The organism is Pseudomonas sp. Irchel 3E20 (assembly GCF_900187645.1).
In the GTDB taxonomy this organism is placed as follows: domain Bacteria; phylum Pseudomonadota; class Gammaproteobacteria; order Pseudomonadales; family Pseudomonadaceae; genus Aquipseudomonas.
This window is the reverse complement of record NZ_FYEE01000013.1, coordinates 55,163-71,132: the sequence shown is the minus strand read 5'-3', so window position 1 is coordinate 71,132 and position 15,970 is coordinate 55,163. Positions and strand designations below refer to the sequence as shown.

Here is a 15,970-nt window from a genome sequence, read left to right as displayed (position 1 = left end):
GGTCTTGCGCGCTTCCCGCAGGGGGCAGGGGCGCAGTCAGATCGCGTTGTGGCTCTTGAGCCAACCCAGCCCCGCTTCAGTGGTGGTCAGCGGCTTGTACTCGCAGCCGACCCAGCCCTGGTAACCGATGCGGTCCAGGTGTTCAAACAGGAAGCGGTAGTTGATTTCGCCGGTGCCCGGCTCGTTGCGCCCGGGGTTGTCGGCCAGTTGGATGTGGTTGATGTCGTCCAGATGCGTGGCCATGGTGCGGGCCAGGTCACCTTCCATGATTTGCATGTGGTAGATGTCGTATTGCAAGTACAGGTTGGCACTGCCCACCTGCTCGCGGATCGCCAGGGCCTGGGCCGTGGTGTTGAGGTAGAAACCCGGAATGTCGCGGGTGTTGATCGCTTCCATCACCAGTTTGATGCCCGCCGCGTGCAGCTTGTCGGCGGCGTACTTGAGGTTGTCGACGAAGGTCTGCTGCACCGTGGCGCAGTCCAGGCCCTGGGGGCGGATGCCGGCCAGGCAGTTGACCTGGCGGTTGCCCAGCACCTGGGCGTAGGCGATGGCCAAATCGACACCGGCGCGGAACTCCTCGACCCGGTCCGGGTGGCAGGCGATGCCTCGTTCACCCTTGGCCCAGTCGCCGGCCGGCAGGTTGAACAGCACTTGGGTCAGGCCGTGGGCATCGAGCTGAGCCTTGATCTGGGCCGAGCTGAAGTCGTAGGGGAACAGGTACTCAACACCACTGAAACCGGCCTTGGCGGCGGCTTCGAAGCGGGCGAGGAAGTCCTGCTCGGTAAACAGCATGGACAGGTTGGCGGCAAAACGCGGCATGGTGGTCTCCTGAAAGTTGTGCATGTTCCGTGTGGGAGCCAGCCTGCTGGCGATAGCCGTCGGTCAGTCAACAACAACGCTGAATGTGCCGGCCTTATCGCGAGCAGGCTCGCTCCCACCGGGGGGCGAGCAAGGGTTAATCGAGCAGCGAAATCGCCGTGGGCGCATCGTTGCCCACCAGCGCCAGGTCTTCGAATTCGTTGACGGCGTTGATCTCGGTGCCCATGGAAATGTTGGTCACGCGCTCCAGAATAATCTCAACGATCACCGGCACCTTGAATTCTTCGATCATTTCCTGGGCGCGGCGCAGGGCCGGTTGGATCTGCGCCGGCTCGAACACCCGCAGCGCCTTGCAGCCCAGGCCTTCGGCGACGGCCACGTGGTCAACGCCATAGCCGTTGAGTTCCGGGGCGTTGAGGTTGTCGAAAGACAACTGCACGCAGTAGTCCATTTCAAACCCGCGCTGGGCCTGGCGGATCAACCCCAGGTAGGAATTGTTCACCACTACGTGTATGTACGGCAGCTTGAACTGCGCGCCCACGGCCAGTTCTTCGATCATGAACTGGAAGTCGTAGTCGCCGGACAAGGCCACCACTTTGCGGCTTGGGTCAGCCTTGACCACGCCCAGGGCGGCGGGGATGGTCCAGCCCAACGGGCCGGCCTGGCCGCAGTTGATCCAGTGCCGTGGCTTATAGACGTGTAGGAATTGCGCGCCAGCAATCTGCGACAAACCAATGGTGCTGACGTAGCAGGTGTCTTTGCCGAATACCTGGTTCATCTCTTCGTACACGCGCTGGGGCTTGACCGGCACATTATCGAAGTGGGTCTTGCGGTGCAGGCTGGCCTTGCGCTGCTGGCAGTCCTGCAACCAGGCGCTGCGGTTTTTCAGCTTGCCGGCGGCTTGCCATTCACGGGCCACTTCGATGAACACGGTCAGGGCCGAGGCGGCGTCGGAGACGATGCCCAGGTCCGGGGTGAATACGCGGCCGATCTGCGTGGGCTCGATGTCAACGTGGATGAATGTGCGCCCTTGGGTGTAGACCTCCACCGAACCGGTGTGGCGGTTGGCCCAGCGGTTGCCGATGCCCAGCACCGCGTCGGATTTGAGCATCGTCGCGTTGCCGTAGCGGTGCGAGGTTTGCAGGCCGACCATGCCCACCATTTGCGGGTGATCGTCGGGGATGGTGCCCCAGCCCATCAGGGTGGGAATGACCGGGATGCCGGTCAGCTCGGTGAATTCCACCAGCAGCTCGCTGGCGTCGGCGTTGATGATGCCGCCGCCGGCTACGAGCAGTGGGCGTTCGGCCTGGTCCAGCAGGGCCAGGGCTTTTTCCACCTGGAGGCGGGTGGCCGAAGGCTTGGCCAGGGGCAGGGGCTGGTAGGCGTCGATGTCGAATTCGATTTCGGCCATTTGCACGTCGAACGGCAGGTCGATCAGCACGGGGCCGGGGCGCCCGGAGCGCATTTCATAAAAGGCTTTCTGGAAGGCGTAGGGCACCTGGCCCGGTTCCAGCACGGTGGTCGCCCACTTGGTGACGGGTTTGACGATGCTGGTGATGTCCACGGCCTGGAAGTCTTCCTTGTGCATCCGCGCCCGCGGGGCCTGGCCGGTGATGCACAGGATCGGGATCGAGTCGGCCCAGGCGCTGTAGAGCCCGGTGACCATGTCGGTGCCGGCCGGGCCCGACGTGCCGATGCACACGCCGATATTGCCGGCCTTGGTGCGGGTGTAACCCTCGGCCATGTGCGAGGCGCCTTCCACGTGGCGAGCAAGGACGTGATCGATGCCACCGACCTTTTGCAGGGCCGAGTACAGCGGGTTGATGGCGGCGCCCGGGATACCGAAGGCAGTGTCCACACCTTCACGGCGCATCACCAGAACGGCGGCTTCGATTGCTCTCATTTTGCTCATGGTTTTGTGCCTCTTGCGTTTTGTAATTGTATACAAGTGGTTTTTGCGGCGAGTGTATTCATGGCCGGCTGAGAAGGTCAATCCCTTTTCTCAAGCGCCTGTTTCAATTGTTGAGGGCTTTGAACACTGTGACTTTTCGTCGCTTCGGGTAATTTGCGAGAATTATTGTATACAAAAATAGATTCTATTGTGTTCTATTTGTAGTGTCTGTTTTTCATCAAGCCCCCAGGCTTTTCCCTAACAAGATAAGGACGGCACCCATGAGCGCTTTAACCTTGAAAGTCGCAGTCAGCCTGACCGGCCAGGCCATCCATGCCGGGCGGCAGATCGCCGCTGCGCCCCTGACCGTCGCGGTCCTGGACGCGGGCGGGCACCTGTTGAGCCTGCAACGCGAAGACGGCGCCAGCCTGTTGCGCCCGCAAATCGCCATCGGCAAGGCCTGGGGGGCGATTGCCCTGGGCAAGGGCTCACGCTTGCTGGCCCTGGACGCCCAGCAACGCCCAGCCTTCATCGCCGCCCTCAACAGCCTGGGCCAGGGCAGCGTCGTCCCTGCCCCTGGCGGTGTACTGATCCGCGACCCACAAGGCACCGTCATCGGCGCCATCGGCATCAGTGGCGACACCTCGGACATTGACGAGCAATGCGCCATCAGCGCGATAGAAGCCCAGGGTTTGCGGGCGGATGCGGGGGTGGGGGCTTGACTGTGGTGGGCTGATACACCGCCATCGCGAGCAGGCTCGCTCCTGTTGGGGGCACGACCTTCTGTGTGCCAGCCTGCTCGCGATGAGGTCCTCCATGAAACATCCTGCCAAGCAGATTCACCGCCCCAAGCCTTCTGCAGCCCTAACCTTGCAGAACCCATTCTGCACAGGGGCAATGGAATGCCTGCAAACCCTGCATCAAAACGCTTAAGGCTCGGACGCTTTAGCGAGGCCGGGCGGATTTATCTGCTGACCACCAACACGCGAGTCAGAGAGCCTGTTTTCAGCGACGTTGCCTTGGGTAGATTGGTCGTCGCGCAGTTTCGTTACGCCCAGGAGCGCGGCTGCGTTTGCTTTTTGGCTTGGGTGGTGATGCCTGACCACTTTCACTGGCTGATCGAGTTGCGGCAGGGAAATTTAGGTGAGTTGATGCAAAAGACCAAATCGCTGGCGAGCAAAGCCGTGAATCGAGCAGTTGGCCGCCAAGTGCGCCTCTGGCAGCCGGGGGTTCATGATCGTGCGCTGCGCCGGGACGAGGATTTGGTCAAGCTGGCCCGCTATGTGGTGGCCAATCCGTTGCGTGCGGGGTTGGTGGGGCGCCTGGGCGACTATCCGCTGTGGGATGCGATCTGGGTTTGAGCGCAATGAGAGGTGCCTTTATCGCGAGCAGGCTCGCTCCCACAGGGGGGCTGGGTATCGGCCCCAACAAATCGCCTGTGGGAGCGAGCCTGCTCGCGATAGCCGCGCCGCAGTGCCTTAATCCGGCGCACACCCTTTGAGCACCAACCGGATAATGGTCTGGGCGGCGGCTTCGTAGTCGGTTTCGTCGAGTTTGGCTTTGCCGGTGACCACCGAGATCTGCCAGTCGAAGTCGGCGTAGGTCTGGGTCGCGGCCCAGATGCTGAACATCAGGTGGTGGGGGTCGAGGGGGGCGATCTGGCCGCGGTCGATCCAGGTCTGGATGCAGTCGATGTTGTGCTTGGCCTGGGCGTTGAGCTGCTGCACCTGGTCAGCGCTCAGGTGGGGGGCGCCGTGCATGATTTCGCTGGCGAACACCTTGGAGGCAAAGGGCAGGTCACGGGAGATGCGGATTTTCGAGCGGATGTACGCGCTCAGCACTTCGCCCGGCACGCCGTCGGCGTTGAAGGGGGTGGAGGCTTGCAGGATCGGCTCGATGATGCTTTCGAGCACCTCGCGGTAGAGGTTGTCCTTGGATTTGAAGTAGTAGTAGACGTTGGGTTTGGGCAGCCCGGCCTTGGCGGCGATGTCACTGGTCTTGGTCGCGGCGAAGCCCTTGTCGGCGAACTCTTCGCTGGCGGCCCGCAGGATCAGTTCTTTATTACGCTCGCGGATGGTGCTCATAAACCAGGTGATTCCTTGCCGGTACGGGCGGTGGCGCATGGTAGCACCGCGTTTGCGCGAGGCTCAAGAATGCCCCATAGGGCCTATTGCCGCGCTATGCTCCATCACATTTCTTGTGACAGGACGACCTTCCATGGCTGGCAGCAGCTTGTTGTTATTGATCGATGACATCGCCGCGGTGCTCGATGACGTGGCGCTGATGACCAAAATGGCGGCGAAGAAGACCGCCGGGGTGCTGGGCGACGACCTGGCGCTCAACGCCCAGCAGGTGAGCGGCGTGCGTGCCGAGCGGGAGATTCCGGTGGTGTGGGCGGTGGCCAAGGGGTCGTTCGTGAACAAGCTGATTCTGGTGCCTTCGGCCCTGGCCATCAGTGCGTTCGTGCCCTGGCTGGTGACGCCGCTGCTGATGGTCGGCGGCGCGTACTTGTGTTTCGAGGGCTTTGAGAAACTGGCCCACAAGTTCCTGCACAGCCCCGCCGAGGACCAGGCCGAGCACGCCAAACTCGTGCAGGCAGTGGCGGACCCGGCCACCGACCTGGTGGCGTTCGAGCGCGGCAAGATCAAGGGTGCGATCCGCACCGACTTCATTCTCTCGGCGGAAATCATCGCCATCACCTTGGGCACCGTGGCCGACGCGCCGCTGACCCAGCAGGTCATTGTGTTGTCGGGCATCGCCCTGGTGATGACGGTGGGGGTGTATGGCCTGGTGGCGGGCATCGTCAAACTCGACGACCTGGGCCTGTGGCTGACGCAGAAAAGCGGGCAGCTCGCTCAAGGTGTCGGCGCGGCAATCCTGCGGGCGGCGCCTTACATGATGAAGGGCCTGTCGGTGATCGGTACGGCGGCGATGTTCCTGGTGGGCGGTGGCATCCTCACCCACGGTGTGCCGGCGATCCATCACTGGATCGAAGGCGTGGGCGCGGCGGCGGGCGGAGCGGGGTTTATCGTGCCGATCCTGCTCAACGGCGTGGCCGGGATCGTGGCCGGCGCCGTGGTGCTGGCCGGCGTGATGGCGGCGACGAAGATTTGGAAGGCGTTTAGCAGTCGCTAGCTACAAGCTGCAAGCTTGAGGCTTGCAGCTCCTATCTATTCCGCAATTTGCAGCTTGCGCGCTTCGGTGTAGACGTAGCGCACTTTTTCGTACTCGAACGGTGTGTTCAGTTGGCCGTAGCGGAAGCTGGTCTGGTAGCGCTTGTCTACGCCGCGCAAAACCCAGACTTCTGGGTGGTTGCTGCTGACTTCGGCGACGTTGAGGAAGTTGACCGTGGATTCGGCGCTGTAGTCGAACACCAGCCCGCCGGTGTCGCGCAGGTTGGAAGGGCCGAGGATCGGCAGGATCACGTAGGCGCCGCCCGGTACGCCGTAGAAGCCTAGGGTCTGGCCGAAGTCTTCGCTTTGGCGCGGCAGGCCCATTTTGGTGGCCGGGTCCCACAGGCCGGCGACGCCGAGGGTGGTGTTGAGCAGCAGCCGCGCGGTGGTTTCCATGGAGCGCTGGCCCTTGAACTGCAACAGGCTGTTGAGCAGGTTCGGCACGTCCCCCAGGTTGTTGAAGAAATTGCTCACGCCGCTGCGCAAAAAGCTGGGGGTGATGTAGCGGTAGCCGTCGATCACCGGCAGGAACACCCACTGGTCGAAACGGTAGTTGAAGTGGTAGACGCGCCGGTTCCACGACTCCAGCGGGTCATACACGTTCAGGGCATTGAGGGTGGAGCGCTCGAATTCGCGCTGGTCCAGGCCCGGGTTGAACTTGAGTTTGGTCAAGGGCTCGGTGAAACCGTCCGGGGCGACCACGGTCGGCGCATTGGCCTTGCTGTTGTCGGCTTGGGCGACGCCTGCGCTCAGTAAAGCGGCAATAAGCAGGAAGTGTTTAGCCACGGAAAAACTCCAGCATGGCGTCGCTGTTGACGCGATAGTTCAGGTTGCCGCAATGGCCGCCGTGGGGGTAGACCGTCAAGCGGTCACCGAATGTGGTGCGCAGAAAACCCAGGTCGCCCGGGCCCAGGATCACGTCATCGGCGTTGTGCATCACGGCGATTTTCGGGCTGGTTTGCAGGTAATCCTTGAGGGCGTAGAGGCTGACCTGGTCGATCAGTTGCAGCAGGCTGCCGCCGTCGGTGCGGGCGCGCCACATGGGGATCACTTGTTCGGTCAGGTAGCAGTCGAAGTCGCATTGCAGGGCGCGCTTGAGGAACGGCGTGAGGCTGGTGCCTTCGCTGATGGGGTATTTGGGCGGGGTAATCAGGCCGCGGCGGTTGATGAGGTCGGAGGTGAAGGCGATGTCGGCCGCCGAAAAGCGGAACGAGGTGCCGATCAGCATGGCCATCTGTTCGTTGGTCAGGTGCTGCTTGGACTGCTGGAAGTCGTAGAGCAGGGCATCGTTGAGGTCGATGTAGCCTTTTTGCTGGAAATAGCGGGTCAGCTTGTTGAGCACCAGTTCATAGAAAGTGGTGTTGTTATTGATGCCCTTGACCTCGGTCTGCACCAGTTTGTCTAGGTTGCTGATGGAGGTGTAGAGATTGACTGGCGGGTTGAGCAGCAAAACCTTCTTGAAGTTGAAGCTGCGCCGGGTTTCGTCCAAGTGGGCGACGAACGCCGCATTCAGCGCGCCGAGGCTGTAGCCGGTGAGGTAGTAGTCGGTAACCGGCAGTTTCGGGTGCTGGGCGCGCACCGCTTGCATCACGCGGTAGAGGTCTTCGGCGTCTTCCTTGCTCACCCCGGGGGTGGCGAAGCGCGAGGCGGCGCTGATGAAGTCGAAACTGGTGGGTGAGGACAGCTGCACCACGTGGTAACCGGCCTGGTAGTAGAGCTTTTTCAGGTACTCGTTGAGGCTGCTGTGGTACGGCGCGCCGGTGCCGGCGATAAGGAAGATCAGCGGCGCGGCGTGGTCCTGCTTGGCCATGCGGTAGGTGAGTTTCTTCACTGCCCAGAAGTTGTCCGGCAGGATGAATTCACGTTCCGGGCGCAGGGTCAGGCTGTAGTCGGCTTGGTCGATGTCTTCGTCCAACGGCAATTGCGGGCGCAGGTCCGGCGGGGTGGTGGCAATGGTGGCTTCAAAAGGGTTGGTCAGCGGGTAGCCATAGCTAGCGGCATCAATGTCCACCGCCAGTGCGGACGCACTCAAGAATAGGCCGCCAAACAGGGCGGCGCAGCGCAAGCATCGGAGCATGACGAGATCCCTTAGAGGAAAGTACCGAATGGTGTTCGCAGGCTATGACCGCCGCAGTTGTGCCAAAGTGCCATGAGGGCAGCTAAACAGGCACAATCGGGGCTAATAGTAGCTGGACGATACAGGTTGCAAGGGTGGCGGGTGGTAATTATCTGTAATCGTGGCGCCTGGCCATGTCGGAGGTGGTTTCCGGGTGTCGTTACTGGCGTAGTGATGTCGTTTCTCGCTGCCTCAGGGTCGCTGCCAGAGCAGGTCTGCCCCGGCACTGGGTTGATGATCCAAGGGGCAGCACGCCGCCCGGCATCCGTCGGGCGCAACTTTCGGGGAAGCAACGATGAAGATGCGACGACTCTTAAGCGCAGGTGCCGCACTGGCGCTTGCGATGAGCTCCACCCTGGCCAGCGCGGACGGCAATACCCTGAGCATCGGCTACGTCGATGGCTGGTCCGACAGCGTGGCCACTACCCATGTGGCGGCGCAGGTCATCAAGGAAAAACTCGGCTATGACGTCAAGCTGCAAGCGGTCGCGACCGGGATCATGTGGCAGGGCGTGGCCACCGGTAAGCTCGACGCCATGCTCTCGGCCTGGCTGCCGGTGACCCACGGCGAATACTGGACCAAAAACAAGGACAAGGTGGTCGACTACGGCCCCAACTTCAAAGACGCGAAAATCGGCCTGATCGTGCCCGAGTACGTCAAGGCCAAGTCGATTGCCGACCTTAAGGACGACACCAGCTTCAAGAACAAGATCGTCGGCATCGACGCTGGCTCAGGCGTGATGCTCAAGACCGATCAGGCAATCAAGGATTACGGCCTGGGGTACAAGCTGCAAGCCAGCTCCGGCGCGGCGATGATCGCCGAACTGACCCGCGCCGAGGACAAGAAAGAGTCCATCGCCGTGACCGGTTGGGTGCCCCACTGGATGTTCGCCAAGTGGAAGCTGCGCTTTCTCGAAGATCCTAAAGGCGTTTACGGCGCCGCCGAAACCGTCAACAGCATTGGCAGTAAAGGCCTGGAGAAGAAAGCCCCGGAAGTGGCGGCGTTTCTGAAGAAGTTCCAGTGGGCGTCCAAGGATGAAATCGGCGAAGTCATGCTGGCCATCCAGGAAGGCACCAAGCCGGACGTGGCGGCCAAGGCGTGGGTCGCCAAGCACCCTGAACGCGTCGCCGAGTGGTTGAAGTAACCCGCCCGTCTCCGCCTGACCGCCCCGGTGTGCCTAGATGCCACCGGGCTGCGGTTGCAGGTGCATTCCTGGCACCGTGTTGCCAGCCAGCAGAAACCTTCCTGCCATAGCCCCTCCAGGGCTGATCCAAACCTTCCTCCCAGCCCCTTGCTTGCCAAGGCTCTTCTGCCGTGGGCAAGGGCTGTTTCTTCTATGCTCTGTTGGCGTTCTTGCGCCCATTGCCAGTGGGCGACAGCTTCTGGCCTGGGGAGCCTGCTTGCTTCGGCGGATGGTTCTAAGACTAAGGTCGTCTGGAACCAGTTCTACAGCCGCATAGAGTGGGTACGTTCTAACAATAATCTGTGCTGCGAGGATAAAAACAATGAACGACAGCATTTACCTCTCGATTCAAAACAGCCCGCGTTTCAAGGAGCTGGTGAGCAAAAGAGAGCGGTTCGCCTGGATTCTCTCGGCGATCATGCTTGGGCTTTACTCGGGCTTCATCCTGTTGATTGCGTACGGACCCCAGGTACTGGGAGCCAAGATCAGTCCTGAATCATCGATTACCTGGGGCATCCCCATCGGTGTCGGGCTGATTCTCTCGGCCTTTGTCCTGACAGGCATCTACGTTCGCCGCGCCAATGGCGAGTTCGATGACCTGAACAACGCCATTCTCAAGGAGGCTGCACAATGATCCGGCGTCTATTTGCGGCACTCGGGCTTGCGGCCTTCGCTCCTGCGCTTTGGGCAGCCGATGCCCTGACCGGCGAAGTGCATAAACAACCGCTCAACGTTTCAGCCATCCTGATGTTCGTCGCGTTCGTCGGCGCTACCCTGTGCATCACCTACTGGGCTTCCAAGCGCAATAACTCGGCAGCCGACTACTATGCGGCCGGCGGCAAGATCACCGGTTTTCAGAACGGCCTGGCGATTGCCGGTGACTACATGTCGGCGGCGTCTTTCCTGGGCATTTCCGCTCTGGTGTACACCTCCGGCTACGATGGCCTGATCTACTCGATCGGCTTTTTGGTGGGCTGGCCGATCATTCTGTTCCTGATCGCCGAGCGCCTGCGCAACTTGGGCAAGTACACCTTTGCCGACGTGGCGTCCTATCGCTTGGGGCAAACCCAGATCCGCACCCTGTCGGCCTGTGGCTCGCTGGTGGTGGTGGCGTTCTACCTGATCGCGCAAATGGTCGGTGCCGGCAAGCTGATCCAGCTGCTGTTCGGCTTGGACTACCATGTCGCGGTCATTATGGTCGGCATCCTGATGTGCCTGTATGTGCTGTTCGGCGGCATGCTGGCCACCACATGGGTACAGATCATCAAGGCAGTGCTGCTGCTGTCCGGTGCCAGCTTCATGGCCATCATGGTAATGAAGCACGTCAACTTCGACTTCAACGCACTGTTTGCCGAGGCGATCAAGGTACACCCTAAAGGTGAGGCCATCATGAGCCCCGGCGGCTTGGTGAAGGACCCGATCTCGGCCTTCTCCCTGGGCCTGGCGTTGATGTTCGGTACTGCTGGCCTGCCGCACATCCTGATGCGCTTCTTCACCGTGAGCGATGCGAAAGAAGCGCGTAAGAGCGTGCTGTATGCCACTGGCTTCATTGGCTACTTCTACATCCTGACCTTTATCATCGGTTTCGGCGCGATCCTGCTGGTTAGCACGAACCCGGACTTCAAGGATGCAGCGGGCGCCTTGCTCGGCGGCAACAACATGGCGGCGGTGCACCTGGCCAATGCTGTGGGCGGCAGTATCTTCCTGGGCTTCATCTCGGCCGTTGCGTTCGCCACCATCCTGGCGGTCGTGGCCGGCTTGACCCTGGCAGGTGCCTCGGCGGTGTCCCATGACCTGTACGCCAGCGTCATCAAAAAGGGTAAAGCCAACGACAAAGATGAAATCCGTGTCTCGAAAATCACCACCATTGCTCTCGCAGTGCTGGCGATTGGCCTGGGCATCCTCTTTGAAAGCCAGAACATCGCGTTCATGGTAGGCCTGGCGTTCTCCATCGCGGCAAGCTGCAACTTCCCGGTACTGCTGCTCTCGATGTACTGGAAGAAACTGACCACCCGCGGCGCCATGATCGGCGGCTGGCTGGGCCTGGTGAGTGCGGTAGGCCTGATGGTGCTTGGCCCGACCATCTGGGTGCAGATCCTGCACCACGAAAAAGCGATCTTCCCTTACGAGTACCCAGCGCTGTTCTCGATGATTATTGCCTTCGTCGGGATCTGGTTCTTCTCCATCACCGACAAGTCCAAGGCTGCGGATAACGAGCGGGCACTGTTCTTCCCGCAGTTCGTGCGTTCGCAGACGGGCCTGGGGGCGAGCGGGGCGGTCAGCCATTGAGGCAGCTGCGAGCTTGAAGCTTCAAGCGGCAAGCTAGAAGCGGTGTTGTAAAGAAGTACCCCTGCTCAGAGGCAGGGGTATTTTTTTGGGTGGCTGAAAGCTTGTAGCGGCAAGCGGTGTTGTGGGGTGAGGTGCACTTGCGTAGAGGCTGGCGTGCTTAGCTGAGGCTTTCAGCTTGCAGCTCAAGGCTGCGTTGTGTAGCGAGGTGTCCCTTGCGCAACGGCCGACGCCTTTATTTGGGGCTTACAGCTTGAGACTTGCCGCTTGCTGCTCCTAACCCCCAGGCAAAAAAAACGGCCTCATCAAGAGGCCGTTTCTATTTGCTTGGGTGTTAGTGCCGATCTTCGAGCTTGGTGATGTCACGCGACTCATAGCCGGTGTACAACTGGCGCGGGCGGCCGATCTTGTACGGGCTGGAGAGCATTTCCTTCCAGTGCGAGATCCAGCCGACGGTACGCGCCAGGGCGAAGATCACGGTGAACATGCTGGTTGGAATGCCGATCGCCTTGAGGATGATCCCCGAGTAGAAGTCAACGTTAGGGTAGAGCGAGCGTTCGATGAAGTACGGGTCGGTCAGGGCGATCTCTTCCAGGCGCATGGCCAGTTGGAGTTGCGGATCGTTGTTGATCCCCAGTTCGCGCAGGACTTCGTCGCAGGTCTGCTTCATTACGGTGGCGCGCGGGTCACGGTTCTTGTAGACGCGGTGCCCGAAGCCCATCAACTTGAACGGATCGTTCTTGTCCTTGGCCTTGGCGATGAACTTGTCGATGTTCGAGACATCGCCGATTTCATCGAGCATGGTCAATACTGCTTCGTTCGCACCGCCGTGGGCAGGGCCCCAGAGCGCGGCGATACCGGCGGCGATGCAGGCGAACGGGTTGGCGCCCGAGGAGCCTGCCAGGCGCACGGTGGAGGTCGACGCGTTCTGCTCGTGGTCGGCGTGGAGGATGAAGATCCGGTCCATGGCCTTGGCGAGTACCGGGCTGATCGGTTTGATCTCGCACGGGGTGTTGAACATCATGTGCAGGAAGTTTTCGGCGTAGGTCAGGTCGTTGCGCGGGTACATCATGGGCTGGCCCATGGAGTACTTGTAGACCATCGCGGCCAGGGTGGGCATCTTGGCAACCAGGCGGATCGCGGAGATTTCGCGATGCTGCGGGTTATTGATGTCCAGGGAGTCGTGGTAGAAGGCCGACAGGGCGCCGACTACGCCGCACATGACGGCCATCGGGTGGGCGTCGCGGCGAAAGCCGTTGAAGAAGGTCTTCAACTGCTCGTGGACCATGGTGTGGTTCTTCACGGTGCTGACGAACTGGGCTTTCTGTTCTGCGGTCGGCAATTCGCCGTTAAGCAGCAGGTAGCAGGTTTCCAGGTAGTCCGACTTCTCGGCGAGTTGTTCGATCGGGTAGCCGCGGTGCAACAGGATGCCGTTGTCGCCGTCGATGTAGGTGATCTTCGACTCGCACGAGGCAGTCGACATGAACCCTGGGTCAAAGGTGAAGCGGCCCGTGGCCGTCAAGCCCCGAACGTCGATTACATCAGGACCAACGGTGCCGGTTAAAATGGGCAGCTCGACGGGGGCTGCGCCCTCGATGATCAACTGCGCTTTTTTGTCAGCCATGTGGCCTCCTATTTATGCTTCAAATCATCAGACAGACCCCCCACGCAGGGCCCGCACCACTATATTGATATAAATTCGAATGTCAATTTGCCTAAAGTCTTGCCCCAGAAGGCTTTAACCGTACTTTTTCCTCGAAATTACCCGCCATTTACGCCTTTTATACGGCTTGCGCAATGCGCTATTAGGGTGAGGACAGCGCGTTGTCATTAGTAGCCTAACTGTCTATACTCGGCCTCCGACCGCCAGGGGCTTTTGGGCCTGTTTTGATGGGGGTCGCATCCCTGGGTGGTGGTTACCTGACCAGTGCACTCCCCAACAACTTTGCCCTGATTGTTAGGGGCTCTTCAGTGTGAAAAAAAAGCCGTGAATAGCCAACGACCTGTAAACCTAGACCTAAGGACCATCAAACTCCCCATCACCGGCGTTACGTCATTTCTTCACCGTGTATCCGGCATCATCCTCTTCCTGGGCCTTGGCATCATGCTTTACGCATTGGGCAAATCCCTGGGTTCCGAGGAAGGCTATGCCGAGGTGAAGGCTTGCTTGACCAGTCCGCTGGCCAAGTTCGTAGCATGGGGCCTTCTGTCCGCTCTGCTTTATCACCTGGTAGCCGGTGTGCGCCACTTGATTATGGACATGGGCATCGGTGAGACGCTGGAAGGCGGCCGCCTGGGCTCGAAAATCATCATCGCCATTTCCGTGGTGCTGATCGTTCTGGCAGGAGTTTGGATATGGTAACCAGCGTTACGAACCTTTCGCGTTCGGGCCTCTATGACTGGATGGCGCAGCGTGTGTCTGCGGTCGTTCTCGCGGCTTATTTCATTTTCCTGATCGGATACCTCATTGCGAACCCTGGCATTGGCTACGCCCAATGGCACGGCCTGTTCGCAAACAACGGGATGCGTATCTTCAGTCTGCTGGCCCTGGTGGCCCTGGGCGCTCACGCCTGGGTCGGCATGTGGACCATCGCGACCGACTACCTGACGCCGATGGCGCTGGGCAAGTCCGCGACCGCAGTACGTTTCCTCTTCCAGGCAGTCTGCGGCGTTGCGATGTTCGCGTACTTCGTCTGGGGTGTGCAGATTCTTTGGGGTATCTGATTCATGGCTAACATTCCAACCATTTCCTTCGACGCCATCATCATTGGCGGCGGCGGCGCCGGCATGCGCGCAGCGCTGCAGCTGGCACAAGGTGGTCACAAGACTGCCGTTATCACCAAGGTGTTCCCGACCCGTTCGCACACTGTGTCGGCCCAGGGCGGCATCACCTGCGCCATCGCTTCCGCCGATCCGAATGACGACTGGCGCTGGCACATGTACGACACCGTCAAAGGTTCCGACTACATCGGTGACCAGGACGCTATCGAATACATGTGCCAGGAAGGCCCTGCCGCGGTTTTCGAGCTGGACCACATGGGTCTGCCGTTCTCCCGTACCGAGCAGGGGCGTATCTACCAGCGTCCGTTCGGCGGTCAGTCCAAGGACTACGGCAAGGGCGGCCAGGCTGCTCGTACGTGCGCCGCTTCCGACCGTACCGGTCACGCGCTGTTGCACACCCTTTATCAGGGCAACCTGAAAGCGGGTACCACGTTCCTGAACGAGTACTACGCCGTTGACCTGGTGAAGAACCAGGACGGCGCGTTCGTCGGTGTGATCGCAATCTGCATCGAAACCGGCGAAACCACCTACATCCGTGCCAAGGCTACCGTGCTGGCCACGGGCGGCGCGGGCCGCATCTATGCGTCCACCACCAACGCCCTGATTAACACCGGCGACGGCGTGGGCATGGCCTTGCGTGCTGGCGTGCCGGTGCAGGACATCGAAATGTGGCAGTTCCACCCGACCGGCATCGCCGGCGCCGGTGTACTGGTGACCGAAGGTTGCCGCGGTGAAGGTGGCTACCTGATTAACAAGCACGGCGAGCGTTTCATGGAGCGTTATGCTCCGAACGCGAAGGACCTTGCCGGTCGTGACGTGGTTGCTCGCTCGATGGTTAAAGAAATCATCGCCGGCAACGGTTGCGGTCCGAATGGCGACCACGTGATGCTCAAACTCGACCACTTGGGCGAGGAAGTGCTGCACAGCCGTCTGCCAGGTATCTGCGAACTGTCGAAGACATTCGCCCACGTTGACCCGGTGGTTGCGCCGGTTCCGGTTGTTCCGACTTGCCACTATATGATGGGCGGCGTTGCCACCAACATTCATGGCCAGGCGATCACCCAGAACGACGAAGGCGTGGACCAGATCATCCCAGGCCTGTTCGCGGTAGGCGAAGTCGCGTGCGTATCGGTTCACGGTGCCAATCGTCTGGGCGGCAACTCGCTGCTCGACCTGGTGGTGTTCGGCCGTGCTGCTGGCCTGCACCTGGAAAAAGCCCTGACCGAAGGCATCGAGTACGACGACGCCACCGACGCCGACATCACGGCGGCCCTGGCACGCCTGTCCGCTCTGAACGAGCGCACCGATGGCGAAGACGTAGCAACCCTGCGTCGCGAGCTGCAAAACTGCATGCAGAACTACTTCGGTGTATTCCGTACCGGCGAATACATGCAGAAGGGTATTGCCCAACTGGCCGATCTGCGTGTGCGTATCGCCAACGTGAAGATCAACGATAAGTCCCAGGCCTTCAACACCGCGCGTATCGAAGCTCTGGAGCTGCAGAACCTGCTGGAAGTGGCCGAAGCTACAGCCATCGCCGCAGAAGTGCGTAAAGAGTCCCGCGGCGCTCACGCCCGTGAAGACTTTGAAGACCGTGACGACGAAAACTGGCTGTGCCACACCCTGTACTTCCCGGGTGACAAGCGCGTGACCAAGCGTGCTGTGAACTTCTCGCCGAAGACTGTTCCGACTTTTGAACCTAAGATTCGGACTTATTAAGG

General features: G+C 60.6%; 15 protein-coding genes. 9 read left to right on the top strand and 6 right to left on the bottom strand.

Annotation, left to right across the window (positions count from 1 at the left end; translation table 11 throughout):
• Positions 1 to 36 precede the first annotated feature (36 nt).
• Together hyi and gcl are read right to left on the bottom strand one after the other, a co-directional pair.
• A complete protein-coding gene (gene hyi / locus CKW13_RS20760; RefSeq protein ID WP_095110646.1) occupies positions 37 to 819 on the bottom strand; it encodes a hydroxypyruvate isomerase in 783 nt (260 codons plus the stop codon).
• Positions 820 to 955: 136 nt separating this feature from the next.
• Complete coding sequence (gene gcl / locus CKW13_RS20755; RefSeq protein ID WP_095110645.1) at positions 956 to 2,731, bottom strand: glyoxylate carboligase; 1,776 nt, start codon at positions 2,729 to 2,731, stop codon at positions 956 to 958.
• A 260-nt stretch (positions 2,732 to 2,991) separates the two neighbouring features.
• On the opposite strand from gcl, the gene CKW13_RS20750 reads away from it, so the two are divergent.
• Together CKW13_RS20750 and CKW13_RS20745 are read left to right on the top strand one after the other, a co-directional pair.
• Positions 2,992 to 3,432 carry a heme-binding protein gene (locus CKW13_RS20750; protein ID WP_095110644.1) on the top strand — a complete coding sequence of 147 codons (441 nt, stop codon included), beginning with the start codon at positions 2,992 to 2,994 and terminating at the stop codon, positions 3,430 to 3,432.
• A 180-nt stretch (positions 3,433 to 3,612) separates the two neighbouring features.
• Positions 3,613 to 4,071 (top strand): transposase, encoded by a 459-nt coding sequence (locus CKW13_RS20745; protein ID WP_095110643.1) that lies wholly within the window; start codon positions 3,613 to 3,615, stop codon positions 4,069 to 4,071.
• A 117-nt stretch (positions 4,072 to 4,188) separates the two neighbouring features.
• Here CKW13_RS20745 and CKW13_RS20740 read toward each other — a convergent pair whose 3' ends face one another.
• A complete protein-coding gene (locus CKW13_RS20740; RefSeq protein WP_095110642.1) occupies positions 4,189 to 4,794 on the bottom strand; it encodes a TetR/AcrR family transcriptional regulator in 606 nt (201 codons plus the stop codon).
• A gap of 133 nt (positions 4,795 to 4,927) precedes the next feature.
• Between CKW13_RS20740 and CKW13_RS20735 the strand changes: the two genes are divergently transcribed.
• Complete coding sequence (locus tag CKW13_RS20735) at positions 4,928 to 5,845, top strand: DUF808 domain-containing protein (protein ID WP_095110641.1); 918 nt, start codon at positions 4,928 to 4,930, stop codon at positions 5,843 to 5,845.
• Positions 5,846 to 5,880: 35 nt separating this feature from the next.
• Here CKW13_RS20735 and CKW13_RS20730 read toward each other — a convergent pair whose 3' ends face one another.
• Positions 5,881 to 6,669 (bottom strand): VacJ family lipoprotein, encoded by a 789-nt coding sequence (locus tag CKW13_RS20730; RefSeq protein WP_095110640.1) that lies wholly within the window; start codon positions 6,667 to 6,669, stop codon positions 5,881 to 5,883.
• Complete coding sequence (locus CKW13_RS20725) at positions 6,662 to 7,960, bottom strand: serine/threonine protein kinase (protein ID WP_095110639.1); 1,299 nt, start codon at positions 7,958 to 7,960, stop codon at positions 6,662 to 6,664. The genes CKW13_RS20730 and CKW13_RS20725 overlap by 8 nt, the downstream gene beginning before the upstream one ends.
• 334 nt (positions 7,961 to 8,294) lie before the next feature.
• Here CKW13_RS20725 and CKW13_RS20720 point away from each other — a divergent pair, with 334 nt between their 5' ends.
• The 3 genes from CKW13_RS20720 to CKW13_RS20710 all read left to right on the top strand — a co-directional run bounded on the left by CKW13_RS20720 (position 8,295) and on the right by CKW13_RS20710 (position 11,471).
• The gene (locus CKW13_RS20720) at positions 8,295 to 9,143 is read left to right on the top strand and encodes a glycine betaine ABC transporter substrate-binding protein (RefSeq protein WP_095110638.1); all 849 of its coding nucleotides are present in this window, start codon (positions 8,295 to 8,297) and stop codon (positions 9,141 to 9,143) included.
• Between the two features lie 361 nt (positions 9,144 to 9,504).
• The gene (locus tag CKW13_RS20715; RefSeq protein WP_095110637.1) at positions 9,505 to 9,816 is read left to right on the top strand and encodes a DUF485 domain-containing protein; all 312 of its coding nucleotides are present in this window, start codon (positions 9,505 to 9,507) and stop codon (positions 9,814 to 9,816) included.
• Entirely contained in the window at positions 9,813 to 11,471 is a 1,659-nt protein-coding gene (locus tag CKW13_RS20710; RefSeq protein WP_095110636.1) for a cation acetate symporter, read from the top strand. The genes CKW13_RS20715 and CKW13_RS20710 overlap by 4 nt, the downstream gene beginning before the upstream one ends.
• A 331-nt stretch (positions 11,472 to 11,802) precedes the next feature.
• Here the strand turns inward: CKW13_RS20710 and gltA are convergent, their stop codons facing one another.
• On the bottom strand, positions 11,803 to 13,092 hold the full coding sequence (gene gltA, locus CKW13_RS20705) for a citrate synthase (RefSeq protein WP_095110635.1): 1,290 nt from the start codon (positions 13,090 to 13,092) through the stop codon (positions 11,803 to 11,805).
• Between the two features lie 363 nt (positions 13,093 to 13,455).
• Between gltA and sdhC the strand changes: the two genes are divergently transcribed.
• From sdhC to sdhA, 3 genes are read left to right on the top strand one after another with little or no spacing between them, the layout of a single operon-like run.
• Positions 13,456 to 13,830: a succinate dehydrogenase, cytochrome b556 subunit gene (sdhC, locus tag CKW13_RS20700; RefSeq protein WP_095110634.1), complete on the top strand. Its 375-nt coding sequence runs from the start codon at positions 13,456 to 13,458 to the stop codon at positions 13,828 to 13,830.
• Positions 13,824 to 14,192 (top strand): succinate dehydrogenase, hydrophobic membrane anchor protein, encoded by a 369-nt coding sequence (gene sdhD / locus CKW13_RS20695; protein ID WP_095110633.1) that lies wholly within the window; start codon positions 13,824 to 13,826, stop codon positions 14,190 to 14,192. The genes sdhC and sdhD overlap by 7 nt, the downstream gene beginning before the upstream one ends.
• A 3-nt stretch (positions 14,193 to 14,195) precedes the next feature.
• Positions 14,196 to 15,968: a succinate dehydrogenase flavoprotein subunit gene (sdhA, locus tag CKW13_RS20690; RefSeq protein WP_095110632.1), complete on the top strand. Its 1,773-nt coding sequence runs from the start codon at positions 14,196 to 14,198 to the stop codon at positions 15,966 to 15,968.
• The last annotated feature ends 2 nt before the right edge of the window (positions 15,969 to 15,970 follow it).

What these genes read in the sequence shown, in the direction of transcription:
- hyi (WP_095110646.1), bottom strand. Translation starts at nt 819, where the DNA reads ATGCCGCGTTTTGCCGCCAACCTGTCCATGCTGTTTACCGAGCAGGAC.
- gcl (WP_095110645.1), bottom strand. Translation starts at nt 2,731, where the DNA reads ATGAGCAAAATGAGAGCAATCGAAGCCGCCGTTCTGGTGATGCGCCGT.
- CKW13_RS20750 (WP_095110644.1), top strand. Translation starts at nt 2,992, where the DNA reads ATGAGCGCTTTAACCTTGAAAGTCGCAGTCAGCCTGACCGGCCAGGCC.
- CKW13_RS20745 (WP_095110643.1), top strand. Translation starts at nt 3,613, where the DNA reads ATGCCTGCAAACCCTGCATCAAAACGCTTAAGGCTCGGACGCTTTAGC.
- CKW13_RS20740 (WP_095110642.1), bottom strand. Translation starts at nt 4,794, where the DNA reads ATGAGCACCATCCGCGAGCGTAATAAAGAACTGATCCTGCGGGCCGCC.
- CKW13_RS20735 (WP_095110641.1), top strand. Translation starts at nt 4,928, where the DNA reads ATGGCTGGCAGCAGCTTGTTGTTATTGATCGATGACATCGCCGCGGTG.
- CKW13_RS20725 (WP_095110639.1), bottom strand. Translation starts at nt 7,960, where the DNA reads ATGCTCCGATGCTTGCGCTGCGCCGCCCTGTTTGGCGGCCTATTCTTG.
- CKW13_RS20720 (WP_095110638.1), top strand. Translation starts at nt 8,295, where the DNA reads ATGAAGATGCGACGACTCTTAAGCGCAGGTGCCGCACTGGCGCTTGCG.
- CKW13_RS20715 (WP_095110637.1), top strand. Translation starts at nt 9,505, where the DNA reads ATGAACGACAGCATTTACCTCTCGATTCAAAACAGCCCGCGTTTCAAG.
- CKW13_RS20710 (WP_095110636.1), top strand. Translation starts at nt 9,813, where the DNA reads ATGATCCGGCGTCTATTTGCGGCACTCGGGCTTGCGGCCTTCGCTCCT.
- gltA (WP_095110635.1), bottom strand. Translation starts at nt 13,092, where the DNA reads ATGGCTGACAAAAAAGCGCAGTTGATCATCGAGGGCGCAGCCCCCGTC.
- sdhD (WP_095110633.1), top strand. Translation starts at nt 13,824, where the DNA reads ATGGTAACCAGCGTTACGAACCTTTCGCGTTCGGGCCTCTATGACTGG.
- sdhA (WP_095110632.1), top strand. Translation starts at nt 14,196, where the DNA reads ATGGCTAACATTCCAACCATTTCCTTCGACGCCATCATCATTGGCGGC.